The organism is Fictibacillus sp. S7, from assembly GCF_004127935.1.
Lineage (GTDB): Bacteria > Bacillota > Bacilli > Bacillales > Fictibacillaceae > Fictibacillus_C > Fictibacillus_C enclensis.
The window spans coordinates 2,978,773-2,991,081 of the sequence record NZ_QJKL01000001.1; the positions used below are offsets into that span (position 1 = coordinate 2,978,773).

The window sequence follows — 12,309 nt, forward strand, 5'->3', positions numbered from 1 at the left end:
TCAGCTCAGCTCTATTGATAAATGCCATTTAAAACATAAAAAAAGGGCAAGAAACGATCGTAATGACCCTGTCCCGCCCTTTATTCATTATTAAACTAATTCAATGATGACCATTGGTGCACCGTCACCACGGCGAGGACCGATCTTAGCGATACGAGTGTAACCACCATTACGCTCTGCATAACGAGGTCCAAGGTCACTAAATAGTTTTTGAAGTGCCTTTTGGCCAGATTCTTCGTTAGCTACTTCGTTGCGAACGAAGCTTGCAGCTTGACGGCGTGCGTGAAGGTCTCCACGCTTACCAAGCGTGATCATCTTCTCAACAAATTTACGTACTTCCTTAGCACGCGCTTCTGTTGTTTCGATACGATCGTTGATAATTAAGTCTGTTGCCAAGTCACGCAGCATTGCGCGGCGAACAGCTGAAACACGACCCAACTTTTGGTATGCCATGTCTATTCCCTCCTTCTGTGCTTTTTGCAGACAGGGAGGCTGTTACAAGTAACAGTCACCTGTGAAAAAGCAAATTCTAGTCTGTCAGATTAATCGTCAGCACGTAAGGAAAGCCCAAGCTCGTCAAGTTTCTCCTGAACTTCTTCAAGAGACTTCTTACCGAGGTTGCGTACTTTCATCATGTCTTCTTCTGATTTATTAGCAAGTTCTTGAACTGTATTAATACCAGCGCGTTTAAGGCAGTTGTAAGAACGCACAGAAAGATCAAGTTCTTCAATCGTCATTTCAAGAACTTTTTCCTTTTGGTCTTCTTCTTTTTCAACCATAATTTCTGCTTTTTGCGCTTGATCGGTTAGTCCGACAAAGATATTCAAATGTTCGGTAATGATCTTCGCTCCAAGAGAAACTGCCTCTTCAGGACGGATGCTTCCATCTGTCCAAATGTCAAATGTGAGTTTATCGTAATTTGTCACTTGTCCAACGCGAGTATTTTCAACCTGGTAGTTCACACGGGAGATCGGTGTGTAGATAGAATCAACCGGAATAACTCCGATTGGAAGATCTTCTGACTTATTGCCTTCCGCTTGTACATAACCGCGGCCTCTTCTCGCATTCAGCTTCATTTGGAAATGAGCACCTTCCGCAAGAGTGGCAATGTGAAGATCCGGATTCAGAATCTCTACATCACTATCATGTGTAATATCACCAGCTGTAACGACTCCCTCACCCTGTACATCTATTTCCAATGTCTTATCTTCATCAGAATAAATCTTCATTGCAAGCTTCTTCAGGTTAAGGATGATGGTAGTTACATCTTCCACCACACCTTCTACTGTAGAGAACTCATGCAACACGCCATTAATCTGAATGGATGTAACAGCTGCACCAGGCAGTGAGGATAATAGGATACGACGTAAGGAGTTGCCCAGTGTAGTACCATATCCACGTTCAAGTGGTTCAACAACAAACTTTCCATATGTGGCATCGTCGCTGATTTCAACCGTTTCAATTCTTGGCTTTTCGATTTCGATCATTCAACTAAACCCTCCTTCAAACGTCGAACCTCGACTTCGGGCGAATTGCCCAGCCGAAATTCCCCAATGGCATTCCCGACTAAAACAACTAATTAGTGTTCTTCACCAAAACTTATATTATACATACCCATTATAGACAGGTTATACATATAATATACCGCAGAGTGTAACTAAAGTTACACGCGGCGGCGTTTTGGAGGACGGCATCCGTTATGAGGAACAGGTGTAACATCGCGAATAGCTGTTACTTCTAGACCTACCGCTTGAAGGGCACGAATCGCAGCTTCACGGCCAGCACCAGGGCCTTTAACAGAAACCTCTAGTGTTTTCATGCCATTTTCCATTGCAGTCTTACCAGCAGTTTCAGCTGCCATTTGTGCTGCGAATGGAGTTGATTTACGAGAACCTTTGAATCCCATGTGGCCAGATGTAGCCCAAGAGATTGCGTTCCCGTGTGTATCAGTAATCGTAATGATTGTGTTGTTGAAAGTAGAACGGATATGCGCGATACCGGTCTCAACATTCTTTTTCACACGACGTTTACGAGTGTTTGTTTTACGTTGTTGCTTCGCCATTAGAGTTTACCTCCTTTACTTACTTTTTCTTATTCGCTACTGTACGACGAGGTCCTTTACGAGTACGAGAGTTGTTCTTCGTATTTTGACCGCGAACTGGAAGACCGCGACGGTGGCGGATTCCACGGAAGCTGCCGATCTCGATTAGACGTTTGATGTTAAGGGATACTTCACGACGAAGGTCACCTTCAACTTTAATCTTGTCGATTGCTTCACGGATTTTATTCAATTCATCTTCTGTAAGATCACGAACGCGAGTTTCTTCAGATACACCAGCTTCAGCAAGAACTTGTTGAGCTTTCGCTTTACCGATTCCAAAGATGTAAGTTAGTGAAATGACAACTCGCTTATCGCGTGGAACGTCGACTCCTGCAATACGTGCCATAATGTAGCACCTCCTTAGATTAACCTTGTTTTTGCTTGTGTTTAGGGTTTTCGCAGATCACCATTACAGTTCCTCTACGACGAATAACTTTACACTTTTCACAAATGGGTTTGACTGATGGTCTAACCTTCATTTTTTTAAACCTCCTTATGTCACGGAGTACGATTTTTTATTTAAAGCGATACGTTATACGACCACGTGATAAGTCATATGGAGACAATTCTACGGTAACTTTATCTCCTGGTAAAATCCGAATGTAGTGCATGCGGATCTTTCCGGAAACATGTGCTAGAATTTTATGTCCATTCTCAAGCTCCACTCGGAACATGGCGTTTGGCAGTGGTTCGATAACCGTACCTTCTACCTCAATTACATCGTCTTTAGCCATCGATATGGTCTCCCTTCTTCAGAGCAATGACTTTCTCGTCGGAAAACTTCGCTACTGCGTACCGTAGTTTGCCATTTGTTACACGGCCTGTTTCAAGAATGCTTCTTGCAACTTCCGGAGAAATAAAATCAAGAAGTTCTAAGTGAATCAGGTTTTTACGTTTGGCGCGATCATATTTGCGCTTATCGCCATCTGCGACAAGTACAAAGCGATCATCCAGGATATTTACGATGACACCTAATTTCTCTGCGTCTCTTCCCTTTATGATTCGAACCATCTGTCCTATCTGAGGCATCGATTCAGAATCGCTAACCATTATATCACCTTCACCTAGATCTTTGTTAGGATTTCGTATCCTTCCTCCGTAATGGCCACAGTATGTTCAAAATGAGCACACCATTTGCCATCCGTTGTCACAACCGTCCAGTTATCGGATAATGTTTTAACATAACGAGATCCGGCATTGATCATCGGCTCGATGGCCAAGACCATTCCTTTTTTCAGGATCGGCCCTTTACCGGGCGGTCCATAATGAGGAATTTGCGGATCTTCATGCAATTCCTGGCCGACTCCATGCCCCACATATTCACGTACAACAGAAAACCCTTCAGCCTCTGCATATACTTGAATCTCATGGGAGATATCTGTAAGTCTGGCACCTGCCTTCGCTTTCTCCAATCCTTTGAAAAGAGATTGCTCAGTTACATCAAGAAGCTTTCGAGACTCTTCCGAGATCTCTCCGACTCCGTAAGTCCAGGCAGAATCGCCGTGGTAGCCTTTGTATTTCGCCCCTATATCCAAAGAGATAATGTCGCCATGGTTCAATACACGCTTTCCCGGAATTCCATGTACAAGCTCTTCATTCACGGAAGTACAGATGCTTCCCGTAAATCCATTATAATCCTTGAATGAAGGGATTGCACCCTGGCTGCGAATAAACTTTTCAGCAATGTTATCCAGCTCTTTTGTTGTCACACCAGGTTTAATGTGTTTCTTTAACTCCTCGTGAGTTAGGGCAACGATTCTCCCTGCTTCCCGCATGAGATCGATCTCCCGCGGCGTTTTGCAGATAATCATTTTGCCAGCCCTCCGATAAGTTCGTTAATGTCTGCATAGACTTTATTGATTTCCTGGTCACCATCAATATTCTTGAGGTAGCCTTTACCCTTATAGAAATCCAATAATGGTTTGGATTGCTCCATGTTTACTTCCAAGCGAGTACGAACCGTTTCTTCGTTGTCATCTTCGCGCTGGATTAAGTCAGCCCCATCCTTATCACATTTCCCATCCACTTTTGGAGGATTGAAAATGATGTGATAAGTGGTTCCGCATACCGGACAAATCCGGCGGCCGGTCAATCGCTGCATCAACTGATCTTTTTCTACAGAGATGTTGAGTACATAATCGATTCGGCGATCCAGCTCAGACGTGATGTCCTCAAGCGCTTCGGCCTGAGCAACAGTCCGAGGAAAACCATCAAGCAGGTATCCCTTCTCACAGTCATCTTTGGCAAGACGTTCACGGACAATTCCGATCGTTACATCATCCGGAACCAAGTTACCGGAATCCATATATGACTTTGCCTTCAGACCAAGAGGAGTGCCTTCCTTGATTGCAGCCCTGAACATATCTCCTGTTGAGATATGGGGAATGCCGTACTGCTCAACAATTTGTTCTGCCTGTGTCCCTTTTCCGGCACCAGGCAATCCCATCAATACAAGATACATCTAATCCCTCCATACTCACTAATCTTGCCAATAGACCGAGGGTTTGAGGGAAGAAGACGTCTTCCCTTTCCTCTACTTAATGAAGCCTTTGTAATGCCGTTTAATCAACTGGCTTTCAATCTGCTTCATCGTGTCTAATGCCACACCTACAACAATCAGTAAGCTCGTGCCGCCAATCTGAATCGAAGACGGAAGGTTGAGCCCTGGAATTGCTGTAAAGATTACCGGGAGAATAGCGATAAACGCAAGGAATAGAGATCCTACAAAAGTTAATCGATATAAAATTTTCGTAATATACGATTGGGTGTTTGCTCCTGGACGAATACCCGGGATGTAACCACCCTGTTTCTTCAAGTTATCAGCCATTTGCTCTGGATTGACCTGAATGAACGTGTAGAAGTACGAAAATCCAATAATTAAAAGCGCATATAAAATCATTCCGACTGGCTGGGTGTAGTCAAACGTGCTGACAATCCACTTTGTTATATCGTTTTGCTCGAAAAAGCCGGCAATCGTACGAGGAGTAATAATCAGGGAAATCGCAAAGATAACCGGGATAACTCCTGCCGCGTTGACTTTAATCGGCAAATGCGTGGATTGGCCGCCAACAGGGTTTGTACCGACGACGCGTTTTGCATACTGAATCGGGATCTTACGTAAACCTTGTTGAATGTAGATAACGCCGACAACGATTAAAATAATAGCTACCAGTAACAGAAGTACAGTTACAATGTGCATAAACATCTGATCGTTTGCGCCTTTGAATTGCGCTGCATATATCTGGTTAACAGCTGTAGGAATAGCTGCGACAATCCCCGCGAAAATGAGAACGGAAATCCCATTTCCGATTCCCTTAAGGGTAATCTGCTCACCTAACCACATCAAAAAGGAAGTTCCGGCAGTCAACACCAACGCAATAAACAAATACGTCATGATTCCAGGGTTTGAAATCAGTCCAGGGAACAGGTTGTTAAACCCGATAGACATCCCGATGGCCTGGATAAATCCAAGGACAATCGTTCCGTATCTGGTGAACTGAGCCAGCTTGCGTCGGCCCACTTCCCCTTGTTTACTCCACTCTGTGAACTTAGGAACCACATCCATTTGAAGCAGCTGAACAATGATTGATGCTGTAATGTATGGCATGATACCCATTGCAAAGATGGAGAAGTTTTTTAATGCTCCACCACCGAACGTGTTCAAGAATCCAAAAATACTTGCGTTATTTTCAGTACCAAACTTAAGGACCTCGCGATTCACACCTGGAACAGGAATAAACGTTCCGATCCTGAAAACGATCAGCATCAAAAGTGTAAATAGAATCTTGTTTCTGAGATCACCCACACGCATAATGTTGGAGATTGTCCGGAACATTAAATCACCTCAGTTTTTCCGCCGGCCGCTTCAATCGCTTCTTTAGCAGAAGCGGAGAACTTATGGGCCTTAACTGTAAGCTTAACTCCTAACTTGCCATTTCCTAACACTTTAATGCCGCTGTTTTCTTTGCTTACCACACCAGTTTCGATAAGAAGTTCCGGAGTTACCTCTGTACCTTCTTCAAAACGTGCAAGCTTTTCAAGATTAACAATTGAGTACTCTTTGCGAGTTGGGTTTGTGAATCCACGTTTAGGCAAACGACGTGCTAATGGGTTTTGTCCACCCTCAAATCCAGGACGAACTCCGCCACCAGAACGTGCTTTTTGACCTTTGTGTCCACGACCACTTGTTTTACCATTTCCTGAACCAATACCACGTCCTACGCGGTTGCGTGTTGAACGGGATCCTTCAGCTGGTTTCAACTCATGAAGTTTCATGTGAGCACCTCCTCATGATTTTATTAGCGTTTTACGCGTCGATTTCGTTTACAGTTACAAGGTGAGATACCTTGTTAACCATACCACGGATAGCTTGGTTGTCTTCGTGTACAACCGTTTGATGCATTTTTCTAAGACCTAAAGTCTTAACAGTTACACGCTGATTCTCAGGACGTCCGATAACACTGCGTGTGAGGGTGATTTCTAATTTCTTAGCCATCTACTGTTCCCTCCTTAACCTAAAAGCTCTTCGACTGATTTGCCGCGAAGTTTCGCAACGTCCTCAGCACGTTTAAGATTTCTTAATCCTTCGATCGTAGCACGCACCATGTTGATTGGGTTGTTAGATCCAAGTGATTTAGAAAGAATATCAGCTACTCCAGCAAGTTCTAGTACCGCACGGACAGGTCCACCTGCGATAACTCCAGTACCCTCGGAAGCAGGCTTAAGCAATACTTTTCCTGCGCCAAATTGTCCTGTAATTTGGTGAGGGATTGTTGTACGAACAACTGGTACTGTAATAAGATTTTTCTTTGCGTCTTCAATTGCTTTGCGGATCGCATCTGGTACCTCTTGAGCTTTACCAGTACCAAATCCGACATGACCATTTTTGTCACCAACGACAACAACTGCAGCAAAGCGGAAACGACGTCCACCTTTTACAACCTTCGCTACACGGTTGACCGTTACGACACGTTCTTCAAGTTCAAGTTTATTAGGGTCGATACGCATCAGTTTCCCTCCTTCTATTAAAATTCTAACCCAGCCTCACGGGCTGCATCAGCTAATGCTTTTACACGTCCATGATATAAATAACCGCCACGGTCGAATACTACTACTTTAACGCCGTTTTCTGAACCACGCTTAGCAATAGCTTCGCCGACTGCTTTCGCTGCTTCAACGTTACCGCCGTTTTCGATACCTGCTTCTTTATCCATAGAAGAGGCAGATGCGATTGTTACTCCGTTCACATCGTCGATCAGTTGAGCATAAATGTGCTTGCTAGAACGGAATACGTTCAAACGAGGACGTTCTGCTGTTCCGATTACAGAGCGGCGAACACGAGCATGTCTTTTTTTACGAGCGACATTTTTATCCGCTTTAGTGATCATCCTATGCACTCCTTTCCGCTAACTTCTTAACCGGTCTTATTTACCAGTCTTACCTTCTTTACGTCGTACAAACTCACCTTCATACCGAATTCCTTTACCTTTGTAAGGCTCTGGAGAACGGATTGAACGGATGTTTGCTGCAACTTCACCAACACGCTGCTTATCGATACCTTTAACTACCACTCTTGTGTTAGAAGGAACATCGATGTCGATTCCATTTTCAGGAACGATTTCTACTGGGTGAGAGTATCCAACGTTAAGGATCAGTTTGTTTCCAGATTTAGATGCACGGTAACCTACACCAATGATTTCAAGTGCTCTTTCGTAGCCGTTAGTAACACCGATAACCATGTTGTTAAGTACGCTTCTAGTTGTTCCGTGTAAAGCACGGTGCTCTTTGTGATCGCTCGGGCGTTCAAAAGTGATTGTGCTTTCAGCCACGTTAATTTTAATATCTTTGCTGAATTGTCGAGTTAGTTCTCCCTTTGGACCTTTAACAGTTACGAAGTTATCCTTCACATCAACTGTTACGCCGCTTGGGATCTCAACAGGTTTATTACCTATGCGAGACATAATGACACCTCCATTCGCTGCTAAAATTTTACCAAACGTATGCTAATACTTCGCCGCCGACTTGTTGCTGGCGAGCTTCTTTGTCAGTTAGAATGCCTTTTGAAGTGGATACAAGCGCAATCCCCAATCCTCCAAGTACTCGTGGAAGTTCAGTTGATTTTGCGTATACACGAAGTCCAGGCTTACTGATTCTCTTAAGACCAGTAATTACACGTTCATTGTTAGAACCGTATTTAAGGAAGATGCGAATCATCCCTTGTTTGTTATCTTCAATGTATTCTACATCGCGTACAAAACCTTCACGCTTGAGGATTTCTGCGATCTCTTTTTTAATTGTAGAACCAGGAACCTCTAATTTATCGTGACGAACGGTGTTAGCGTTGCGAATACGAGTAAGCATATCTGCAATTGGATCTGTCATGACCATTGATATTTACCTCCTTCCCTTTGTTCAGGGTATTACCAGCTGGCTTTTTTAACACCAGGAATTTGACCTTTATAAGCAAGTTCTCTAAAGCAAATACGGCAGAGTTTAAACTTGCGGATGACTGAATGAGGACGCCCGCATCGTTCACAGCGAGTATATTCCTGCACTTTGAACTTTTGCTGGCGTTGTTGCTTAGCAATCATAGATTTCTTTGCCACGGGTTTACCTCCTTTGGCTTAAAGATTATTTTTGGAAAGGCATTCCTACTTGAGTCAATAGCTCACGAGCCTCTTCGTCCGTGTTGGCAGTCGTTACGATAACGATGTCCATACCGCGAACTTTATTTACTTTATCGTAATCGATCTCTGGGAAGATCAATTGTTCTTTAACACCAAGAGTGTAGTTACCACGGCCATCAAAAGCTTTCTTTGAAATACCACGGAAGTCACGTACACGTGGAAGTGCAACTGCGATTAGTTTGTCTAAGAAATCATACATGCGCTCTCCGCGAAGAGTAACTTTTGTACCGATTGGCATCCCTTCACGAAGCTTGAAGCCTGCGATAGATTTCTTAGCACGAGTAATAACTGGCTTTTGACCAGCGATTGTAGTTAGTTCTTCAACAGCTGTATCCAGCACTTTAGAGTTGGAAACTGCGTCACCAACACCCATGTTGATTACGATTTTTTCGATCTTTGGAACTTCCATTACAGAAGTGTAGTTAAACTTCTCTACTAGAGAAGGAACAATCTCACTTTTATAACGCTCTTGTAGACGGTTCATCAAGATGCCCTCCTTTCACTGCGATTATTTATCTAAAACTTCACCTGATTTAGCTACACGAACTTTTTTACCATCGACTTCTTTGTATCCTACACGGGTAGGAACGTTTGTCTTTGGATCTAGAGGCATTACGTTAGAAACATGAACCGGAGCTTCTAGGCTTACGATTCCACCTTGTGGATTAGCCTGAGACGGTTTCGAGTGTTTCTTAACGATATTAACGCCTTCTACAAGGACACGATTTTGTTTCGGATAAGCTTCAAGAATTACTCCTTGTTTGCCTTTATCCTTACCGGAAATCACTTGTACTTTATCGCCTTTTTTAACATGCATTGGCATGAGCGTGTTGCACCTCCTTACAAGCCTGCAGATTTGAGCCTTGCATTCTATTGATATTAAAGCACTTCTGGAGCAAGTGAAACGATCTTCATGAACTGTTTGTCACGAAGTTCACGAGCAACTGGTCCAAAGATACGAGTACCACGAGGACCTTTATCATCACGAACGATTACTGCTGCGTTCTCGTCAAAACGGATAGTGGATCCGTCGTTACGGTGCATTCCGCGTTTTGTGCGAACAACTACCGCTTTAACAACGTCACCTTTCTTAACAACGCCGCCTGGTGTTGCGGATTTTACAGAACAGACGATGATGTCACCAACGTTAGCGTATTTGCGTCCAGAGCCGCCAAGAACTTTAATGCATAGTAACTCACGAGCACCAGAGTTGTCAGCTACTTTTAAACGAGTCTCTTGTTGAATCATGCGAATTGACCTCCTTTCGGATACATTTTCGATCCGAACATATATTAAATAACTACTGCTTCTTCAACCACTTCTACCAAACGGAAACGCTTGTCTTTAGAAAGCGGACGAGTTTCCATGATTCTTACCAAATCATTCACTTTTGCAGTGTTGTTTTCATCATGAGCTTTGAACTTTTTAGAGTACTTAACACGCTTGTTATATAAAGGGTGCTTTTTGTAAGTCTCTACAAGCACAGTGATTGTTTTGTCCATCTTGTCAGAAACTACACGGCCAAGATAAACTTTACGTTGATTTCGTTCACTCATTGTGCGAACCTCCTCTCAATATTAAGCGTTAGTAATCCCTAGCTCTCTTTCACGTAAAACAGTTTTTGCACGGGCAATTGCTTTACGAACTTCACGAATGCGGGCAGGGTTTTCTAATTGACCTGTAGCGAGTTGAAAACGAAGATTGAAAAGCTCTTCTTTTAGAGACTTAGCGTTTTGTTCGACTTCAGCAGTGGTCATGTTACGGATATCATTAGCCTTCATTAGTGTCACCACCCACTTCTTCGCGTTTTACAAATTTACATTTGATTGGAAGCTTGTGTGCAGCAAGACGAAGTGCTTCACGAGCTACTTCTTCAGATACACCAGCGATTTCAAACATAATTTTTCCTGGTTTTACTACAGCAACCCATCCTTCAGGTGCCCCTTTACCGGAACCCATTCGAACTTCTAGAGGCTTAGCTGTGTAAGGCTTTGACGGGAAAATTTTGATCCATACTTTACCGCCACGCTTCATATAACGAGTCATCGCGATACGAGCTGCTTCGATCTGACGGTTAGTAATCCAAGATGCTTCAATAGCTTGCAAACCATATTCGCCGAATGCTATTTCAGCTCCGCCTTTTGCACGTCCGCGCATTTTTCCGCGGTGTTCACGGCGGTATTTAACACGTTTTGGCAATAACATATTATTTGCCTCCTTCCTCTTTTTTCGTTCCTCTTGTTGGAAGGACTTCCCCACGGTAGATCCAGATTTTCACACCGATTTTACCGTAAGTTGTGTCAGCTTCTGCAGTTCCATAGTCGATGTCTGCACGAAGGGTATGAAGAGGAACAGTTCCTTCACTGTAAGATTCTGAACGAGCGATATCAGCTCCACCAAGACGTCCGGAAACTTCAGTCTTGATACCTTTTGCTCCAGCACGCATAGAACGTTGGATTGATTGCTTCATTGCACGGCGGAAAGACACACGGTTTTCCAATTGACGAGCAATATTTTCGGCAACAAGCTTAGCATCAACATCCGCTTGCTTGATTTCAAAAATGTTTACGTGTACTCGCTTGCCAGTTAGTTCGTTAAGTGCTTTACGAAGTGCTTCAACTTCAGTACCACCCTTACCGATAACCATACCAGGCTTAGCAGTTTTGATCGTGATATTTACGCGGTTTGCTGCACGCTCGATTTCAACACCGGATACAGCCGCGTCTTTTAGTCGTTTTTCGATATATTTACGAATTTTAAGATCTTCGTGTAATAGATCAGCATAGTCTTTATCAGCGTACCATTTTGAATCCCAGTCACGAATAACGCCAATACGTAGTCCTATCGGATTTACTTTTTGACCCACGTCTTATCCCTCCTTCTTTTCAGAAACAACGATAGTGATGTGGCTAGTACGCTTGTTAATACGGCTTGCACGTCCCATTGCACGAGGACGGAAACGTTTTAACGTAATGCCTTCATCTACGAATGCAGATGATACCACAAGGTTGTTTGGTTCCATTTCATAGTTGTGTTCCGCGTTTGCGATAGCAGATTTTAACACCTTTTCAATCACTGGAGAAGCAGCTTTTGGTGTAAGGCGTAGAATCGCAAGTGCTTCGCCTACTTGCTTACCTCGAATCAAATCGATAACAATTCTAGCTTTACGAGGAGCAATACGCACTTGTTTAGCAACAGCTTTTGCTTGCATTTTGTGTACCTCCCCTCAATTAACGTCTTGTTTTCTTATCATCAGCGGCATGACCTTTATAAGTACGTGTTGGTGCAAATTCACCCAACTTGTGTCCGACCATGTCTTCTGTAACATAAACCGGTACATGCTTACGGCCATCATATACTGCTAATGTGTGTCCGATGAATTCCGGGAAAATTGTTGAACGGCGAGACCAAGTTTTAATAACTTTTTTGTCATTAGATTCGTTCAAGCCTTCAACTTTTTTCATTAAGTGGTCATCAACAAAAGGTCCTTTTTTCAAACTGCGACCCATACGTGAACCTCCC

At 43.4% G+C, this 12,309-nt stretch carries 26 protein-coding genes; all 26 read right to left on the reverse strand.

The window, feature by feature from the left end; translation table 11 throughout:
- Positions 1–90: 90 nt before the first annotated feature.
- The gene (gene rplQ, locus DMO16_RS15435; RefSeq protein WP_061975721.1) at positions 91–453 is read right to left on the reverse strand and encodes a 50S ribosomal protein L17; all 363 of its coding nucleotides are present in this window, start codon (positions 451–453) and stop codon (positions 91–93) included.
- Between the two features lie 89 nt (positions 454–542).
- Positions 543–1,487: a DNA-directed RNA polymerase subunit alpha gene (locus DMO16_RS15440; RefSeq protein WP_061975719.1), complete on the reverse strand. Its 945-nt coding sequence runs from the start codon at positions 1,485–1,487 to the stop codon at positions 543–545.
- 176 nt (positions 1,488–1,663) lie between these two features.
- Positions 1,664–2,062 (reverse strand): 30S ribosomal protein S11, encoded by a 399-nt coding sequence (gene rpsK, locus DMO16_RS15445; protein WP_061975716.1) that lies wholly within the window; start codon positions 2,060–2,062, stop codon positions 1,664–1,666.
- Between the two features lie 19 nt (positions 2,063–2,081).
- Positions 2,082–2,447 (reverse strand): 30S ribosomal protein S13, encoded by a 366-nt coding sequence (gene rpsM, locus DMO16_RS15450; RefSeq protein WP_061975715.1) that lies wholly within the window; start codon positions 2,445–2,447, stop codon positions 2,082–2,084.
- Positions 2,448–2,466: 19 nt separating this feature from the next.
- Positions 2,467–2,580 carry a 50S ribosomal protein L36 gene (gene rpmJ / locus DMO16_RS15455; protein ID WP_007203526.1) on the reverse strand — a complete coding sequence of 38 codons (114 nt, stop codon included), beginning with the start codon at positions 2,578–2,580 and terminating at the stop codon, positions 2,467–2,469.
- A 36-nt stretch (positions 2,581–2,616) separates the two neighbouring features.
- Positions 2,617–2,835 carry a translation initiation factor IF-1 gene (gene infA, locus DMO16_RS15460; protein WP_007203527.1) on the reverse strand — a complete coding sequence of 73 codons (219 nt, stop codon included), beginning with the start codon at positions 2,833–2,835 and terminating at the stop codon, positions 2,617–2,619.
- A complete protein-coding gene (locus DMO16_RS15465) occupies positions 2,828–3,130 on the reverse strand; it encodes a KOW domain-containing RNA-binding protein (protein ID WP_241840581.1) in 303 nt (100 codons plus the stop codon). Before DMO16_RS15465 ends, infA begins: the two co-directional genes overlap by 8 nt.
- Positions 3,131–3,165: 35 nt before the next feature.
- Complete coding sequence (gene map / locus DMO16_RS15470) at positions 3,166–3,912, reverse strand: type I methionyl aminopeptidase (RefSeq protein WP_061975711.1); 747 nt, start codon at positions 3,910–3,912, stop codon at positions 3,166–3,168.
- Positions 3,909–4,562 carry an adenylate kinase gene (locus DMO16_RS15475; RefSeq protein ID WP_061975709.1) on the reverse strand — a complete coding sequence of 218 codons (654 nt, stop codon included), beginning with the start codon at positions 4,560–4,562 and terminating at the stop codon, positions 3,909–3,911. Before DMO16_RS15475 ends, map begins: the two co-directional genes overlap by 4 nt.
- A gap of 72 nt (positions 4,563–4,634) precedes the next feature.
- Complete coding sequence (gene secY / locus DMO16_RS15480) at positions 4,635–5,936, reverse strand: preprotein translocase subunit SecY (RefSeq protein ID WP_061975707.1); 1,302 nt, start codon at positions 5,934–5,936, stop codon at positions 4,635–4,637.
- Positions 5,936–6,376: a 50S ribosomal protein L15 gene (rplO, locus tag DMO16_RS15485; protein WP_053356181.1), complete on the reverse strand. Its 441-nt coding sequence runs from the start codon at positions 6,374–6,376 to the stop codon at positions 5,936–5,938. The genes secY and rplO overlap by 1 nt, the downstream gene beginning before the upstream one ends.
- A 31-nt stretch (positions 6,377–6,407) precedes the next feature.
- Positions 6,408–6,596, reverse strand: coding sequence for a 50S ribosomal protein L30 (gene rpmD / locus DMO16_RS15490; protein WP_061975703.1), 189 nt, complete (start codon positions 6,594–6,596; stop codon positions 6,408–6,410).
- Positions 6,597–6,610: 14 nt separating this feature from the next.
- Positions 6,611–7,111, reverse strand: a complete 501-nt coding sequence (rpsE, locus tag DMO16_RS15495; RefSeq protein ID WP_074440648.1) for a 30S ribosomal protein S5 — start codon at positions 7,109–7,111, stop codon at positions 6,611–6,613.
- Between the two features lie 14 nt (positions 7,112–7,125).
- Positions 7,126–7,488, reverse strand: coding sequence for a 50S ribosomal protein L18 (rplR, locus tag DMO16_RS15500; protein WP_061975699.1), 363 nt, complete (start codon positions 7,486–7,488; stop codon positions 7,126–7,128).
- Positions 7,489–7,524: 36 nt separating this feature from the next.
- Entirely contained in the window at positions 7,525–8,061 is a 537-nt protein-coding gene (rplF, locus tag DMO16_RS15505) for a 50S ribosomal protein L6 (RefSeq protein ID WP_061975696.1), read from the reverse strand.
- A gap of 28 nt (positions 8,062–8,089) precedes the next feature.
- Positions 8,090–8,488: a 30S ribosomal protein S8 gene (gene rpsH, locus DMO16_RS15510; RefSeq protein ID WP_061975693.1), complete on the reverse strand. Its 399-nt coding sequence runs from the start codon at positions 8,486–8,488 to the stop codon at positions 8,090–8,092.
- A 32-nt stretch (positions 8,489–8,520) separates the two neighbouring features.
- Positions 8,521–8,706: a 30S ribosomal protein S14 gene (gene rpsN, locus DMO16_RS15515; RefSeq protein WP_007203538.1), complete on the reverse strand. Its 186-nt coding sequence runs from the start codon at positions 8,704–8,706 to the stop codon at positions 8,521–8,523.
- Between the two features lie 25 nt (positions 8,707–8,731).
- The gene (gene rplE / locus DMO16_RS15520; RefSeq protein WP_061975691.1) at positions 8,732–9,271 is read right to left on the reverse strand and encodes a 50S ribosomal protein L5; all 540 of its coding nucleotides are present in this window, start codon (positions 9,269–9,271) and stop codon (positions 8,732–8,734) included.
- A gap of 24 nt (positions 9,272–9,295) precedes the next feature.
- Positions 9,296–9,604 carry a 50S ribosomal protein L24 gene (rplX, locus tag DMO16_RS15525; protein ID WP_061975769.1) on the reverse strand — a complete coding sequence of 103 codons (309 nt, stop codon included), beginning with the start codon at positions 9,602–9,604 and terminating at the stop codon, positions 9,296–9,298.
- 62 nt (positions 9,605–9,666) lie between these two features.
- On the reverse strand, positions 9,667–10,035 hold the full coding sequence (rplN, locus tag DMO16_RS15530) for a 50S ribosomal protein L14 (protein WP_061975689.1): 369 nt from the start codon (positions 10,033–10,035) through the stop codon (positions 9,667–9,669).
- 44 nt (positions 10,036–10,079) lie between these two features.
- A complete protein-coding gene (gene rpsQ, locus DMO16_RS15535) occupies positions 10,080–10,343 on the reverse strand; it encodes a 30S ribosomal protein S17 (protein ID WP_061975687.1) in 264 nt (87 codons plus the stop codon).
- A 21-nt stretch (positions 10,344–10,364) separates the two neighbouring features.
- Positions 10,365–10,568: a 50S ribosomal protein L29 gene (gene rpmC, locus DMO16_RS15540; RefSeq protein ID WP_061975685.1), complete on the reverse strand. Its 204-nt coding sequence runs from the start codon at positions 10,566–10,568 to the stop codon at positions 10,365–10,367.
- A complete protein-coding gene (gene rplP / locus DMO16_RS15545; RefSeq protein ID WP_061975682.1) occupies positions 10,558–10,992 on the reverse strand; it encodes a 50S ribosomal protein L16 in 435 nt (144 codons plus the stop codon). The genes rpmC and rplP overlap by 11 nt, the downstream gene beginning before the upstream one ends.
- Position 10,993: 1 nt before the next feature.
- Positions 10,994–11,653, reverse strand: a complete 660-nt coding sequence (rpsC, locus tag DMO16_RS15550; protein ID WP_061975680.1) for a 30S ribosomal protein S3 — start codon at positions 11,651–11,653, stop codon at positions 10,994–10,996.
- Between the two features lie 3 nt (positions 11,654–11,656).
- The gene (gene rplV, locus DMO16_RS15555) at positions 11,657–11,998 is read right to left on the reverse strand and encodes a 50S ribosomal protein L22 (RefSeq protein WP_007203546.1); all 342 of its coding nucleotides are present in this window, start codon (positions 11,996–11,998) and stop codon (positions 11,657–11,659) included.
- A gap of 19 nt (positions 11,999–12,017) precedes the next feature.
- Positions 12,018–12,296, reverse strand: coding sequence for a 30S ribosomal protein S19 (rpsS, locus tag DMO16_RS15560; RefSeq protein WP_061975678.1), 279 nt, complete (start codon positions 12,294–12,296; stop codon positions 12,018–12,020).
- Between the last annotated feature and the right edge of the window lie 13 nt (positions 12,297–12,309).

Excerpts from the sequence above, each read along its gene's own strand:
- rplQ (WP_061975721.1), bottom strand. The coding sequence starts at position 453 with ATGGCATACCAAAAGTTGGGTCGTGTTTCAGCTGTTCGCCGCGCAATG.
- DMO16_RS15440 (WP_061975719.1), bottom strand. The coding sequence starts at position 1,487 with ATGATCGAAATCGAAAAGCCAAGAATTGAAACGGTTGAAATCAGCGAC.
- rpsK (WP_061975716.1), bottom strand. The coding sequence starts at position 2,062 with ATGGCGAAGCAACAACGTAAAACAAACACTCGTAAACGTCGTGTGAAA.
- rpsM (WP_061975715.1), bottom strand. The coding sequence starts at position 2,447 with ATGGCACGTATTGCAGGAGTCGACGTTCCACGCGATAAGCGAGTTGTC.
- rpmJ (WP_007203526.1), bottom strand. The coding sequence starts at position 2,580 with ATGAAGGTTAGACCATCAGTCAAACCCATTTGTGAAAAGTGTAAAGTT.
- infA (WP_007203527.1), bottom strand. The coding sequence starts at position 2,835 with ATGGCTAAAGACGATGTAATTGAGGTAGAAGGTACGGTTATCGAACCA.
- DMO16_RS15465 (WP_241840581.1), bottom strand. The coding sequence starts at position 3,130 with ATGCCTCAGATAGGACAGATGGTTCGAATCATAAAGGGAAGAGACGCA.
- map (WP_061975711.1), bottom strand. The coding sequence starts at position 3,912 with ATGATTATCTGCAAAACGCCGCGGGAGATCGATCTCATGCGGGAAGCA.
- DMO16_RS15475 (WP_061975709.1), bottom strand. The coding sequence starts at position 4,562 with ATGTATCTTGTATTGATGGGATTGCCTGGTGCCGGAAAAGGGACACAG.
- secY (WP_061975707.1), bottom strand. The coding sequence starts at position 5,936 with ATGTTCCGGACAATCTCCAACATTATGCGTGTGGGTGATCTCAGAAAC.
- rplO (WP_053356181.1), bottom strand. The coding sequence starts at position 6,376 with ATGAAACTTCATGAGTTGAAACCAGCTGAAGGATCCCGTTCAACACGC.
- rpmD (WP_061975703.1), bottom strand. The coding sequence starts at position 6,596 with ATGGCTAAGAAATTAGAAATCACCCTCACACGCAGTGTTATCGGACGT.
- rplR (WP_061975699.1), bottom strand. The coding sequence starts at position 7,488 with ATGATCACTAAAGCGGATAAAAATGTCGCTCGTAAAAAAAGACATGCT.
- rplF (WP_061975696.1), bottom strand. The coding sequence starts at position 8,061 with ATGTCTCGCATAGGTAATAAACCTGTTGAGATCCCAAGCGGCGTAACA.
- rpsH (WP_061975693.1), bottom strand. The coding sequence starts at position 8,488 with ATGGTCATGACAGATCCAATTGCAGATATGCTTACTCGTATTCGCAAC.
- rplE (WP_061975691.1), bottom strand. The coding sequence starts at position 9,271 with ATGAACCGTCTACAAGAGCGTTATAAAAGTGAGATTGTTCCTTCTCTA.
- rplX (WP_061975769.1), bottom strand. The coding sequence starts at position 9,604 with ATGCATGTTAAAAAAGGCGATAAAGTACAAGTGATTTCCGGTAAGGAT.
- rplN (WP_061975689.1), bottom strand. The coding sequence starts at position 10,035 with ATGATTCAACAAGAGACTCGTTTAAAAGTAGCTGACAACTCTGGTGCT.
- rpsQ (WP_061975687.1), bottom strand. The coding sequence starts at position 10,343 with ATGAGTGAACGAAATCAACGTAAAGTTTATCTTGGCCGTGTAGTTTCT.
- rpmC (WP_061975685.1), bottom strand. The coding sequence starts at position 10,568 with ATGAAGGCTAATGATATCCGTAACATGACCACTGCTGAAGTCGAACAA.
- rplP (WP_061975682.1), bottom strand. The coding sequence starts at position 10,992 with ATGTTATTGCCAAAACGTGTTAAATACCGCCGTGAACACCGCGGAAAA.
- rplV (WP_007203546.1), bottom strand. The coding sequence starts at position 11,998 with ATGCAAGCAAAAGCTGTTGCTAAACAAGTGCGTATTGCTCCTCGTAAA.
- rpsS (WP_061975678.1), bottom strand. The coding sequence starts at position 12,296 with ATGGGTCGCAGTTTGAAAAAAGGACCTTTTGTTGATGACCACTTAATG.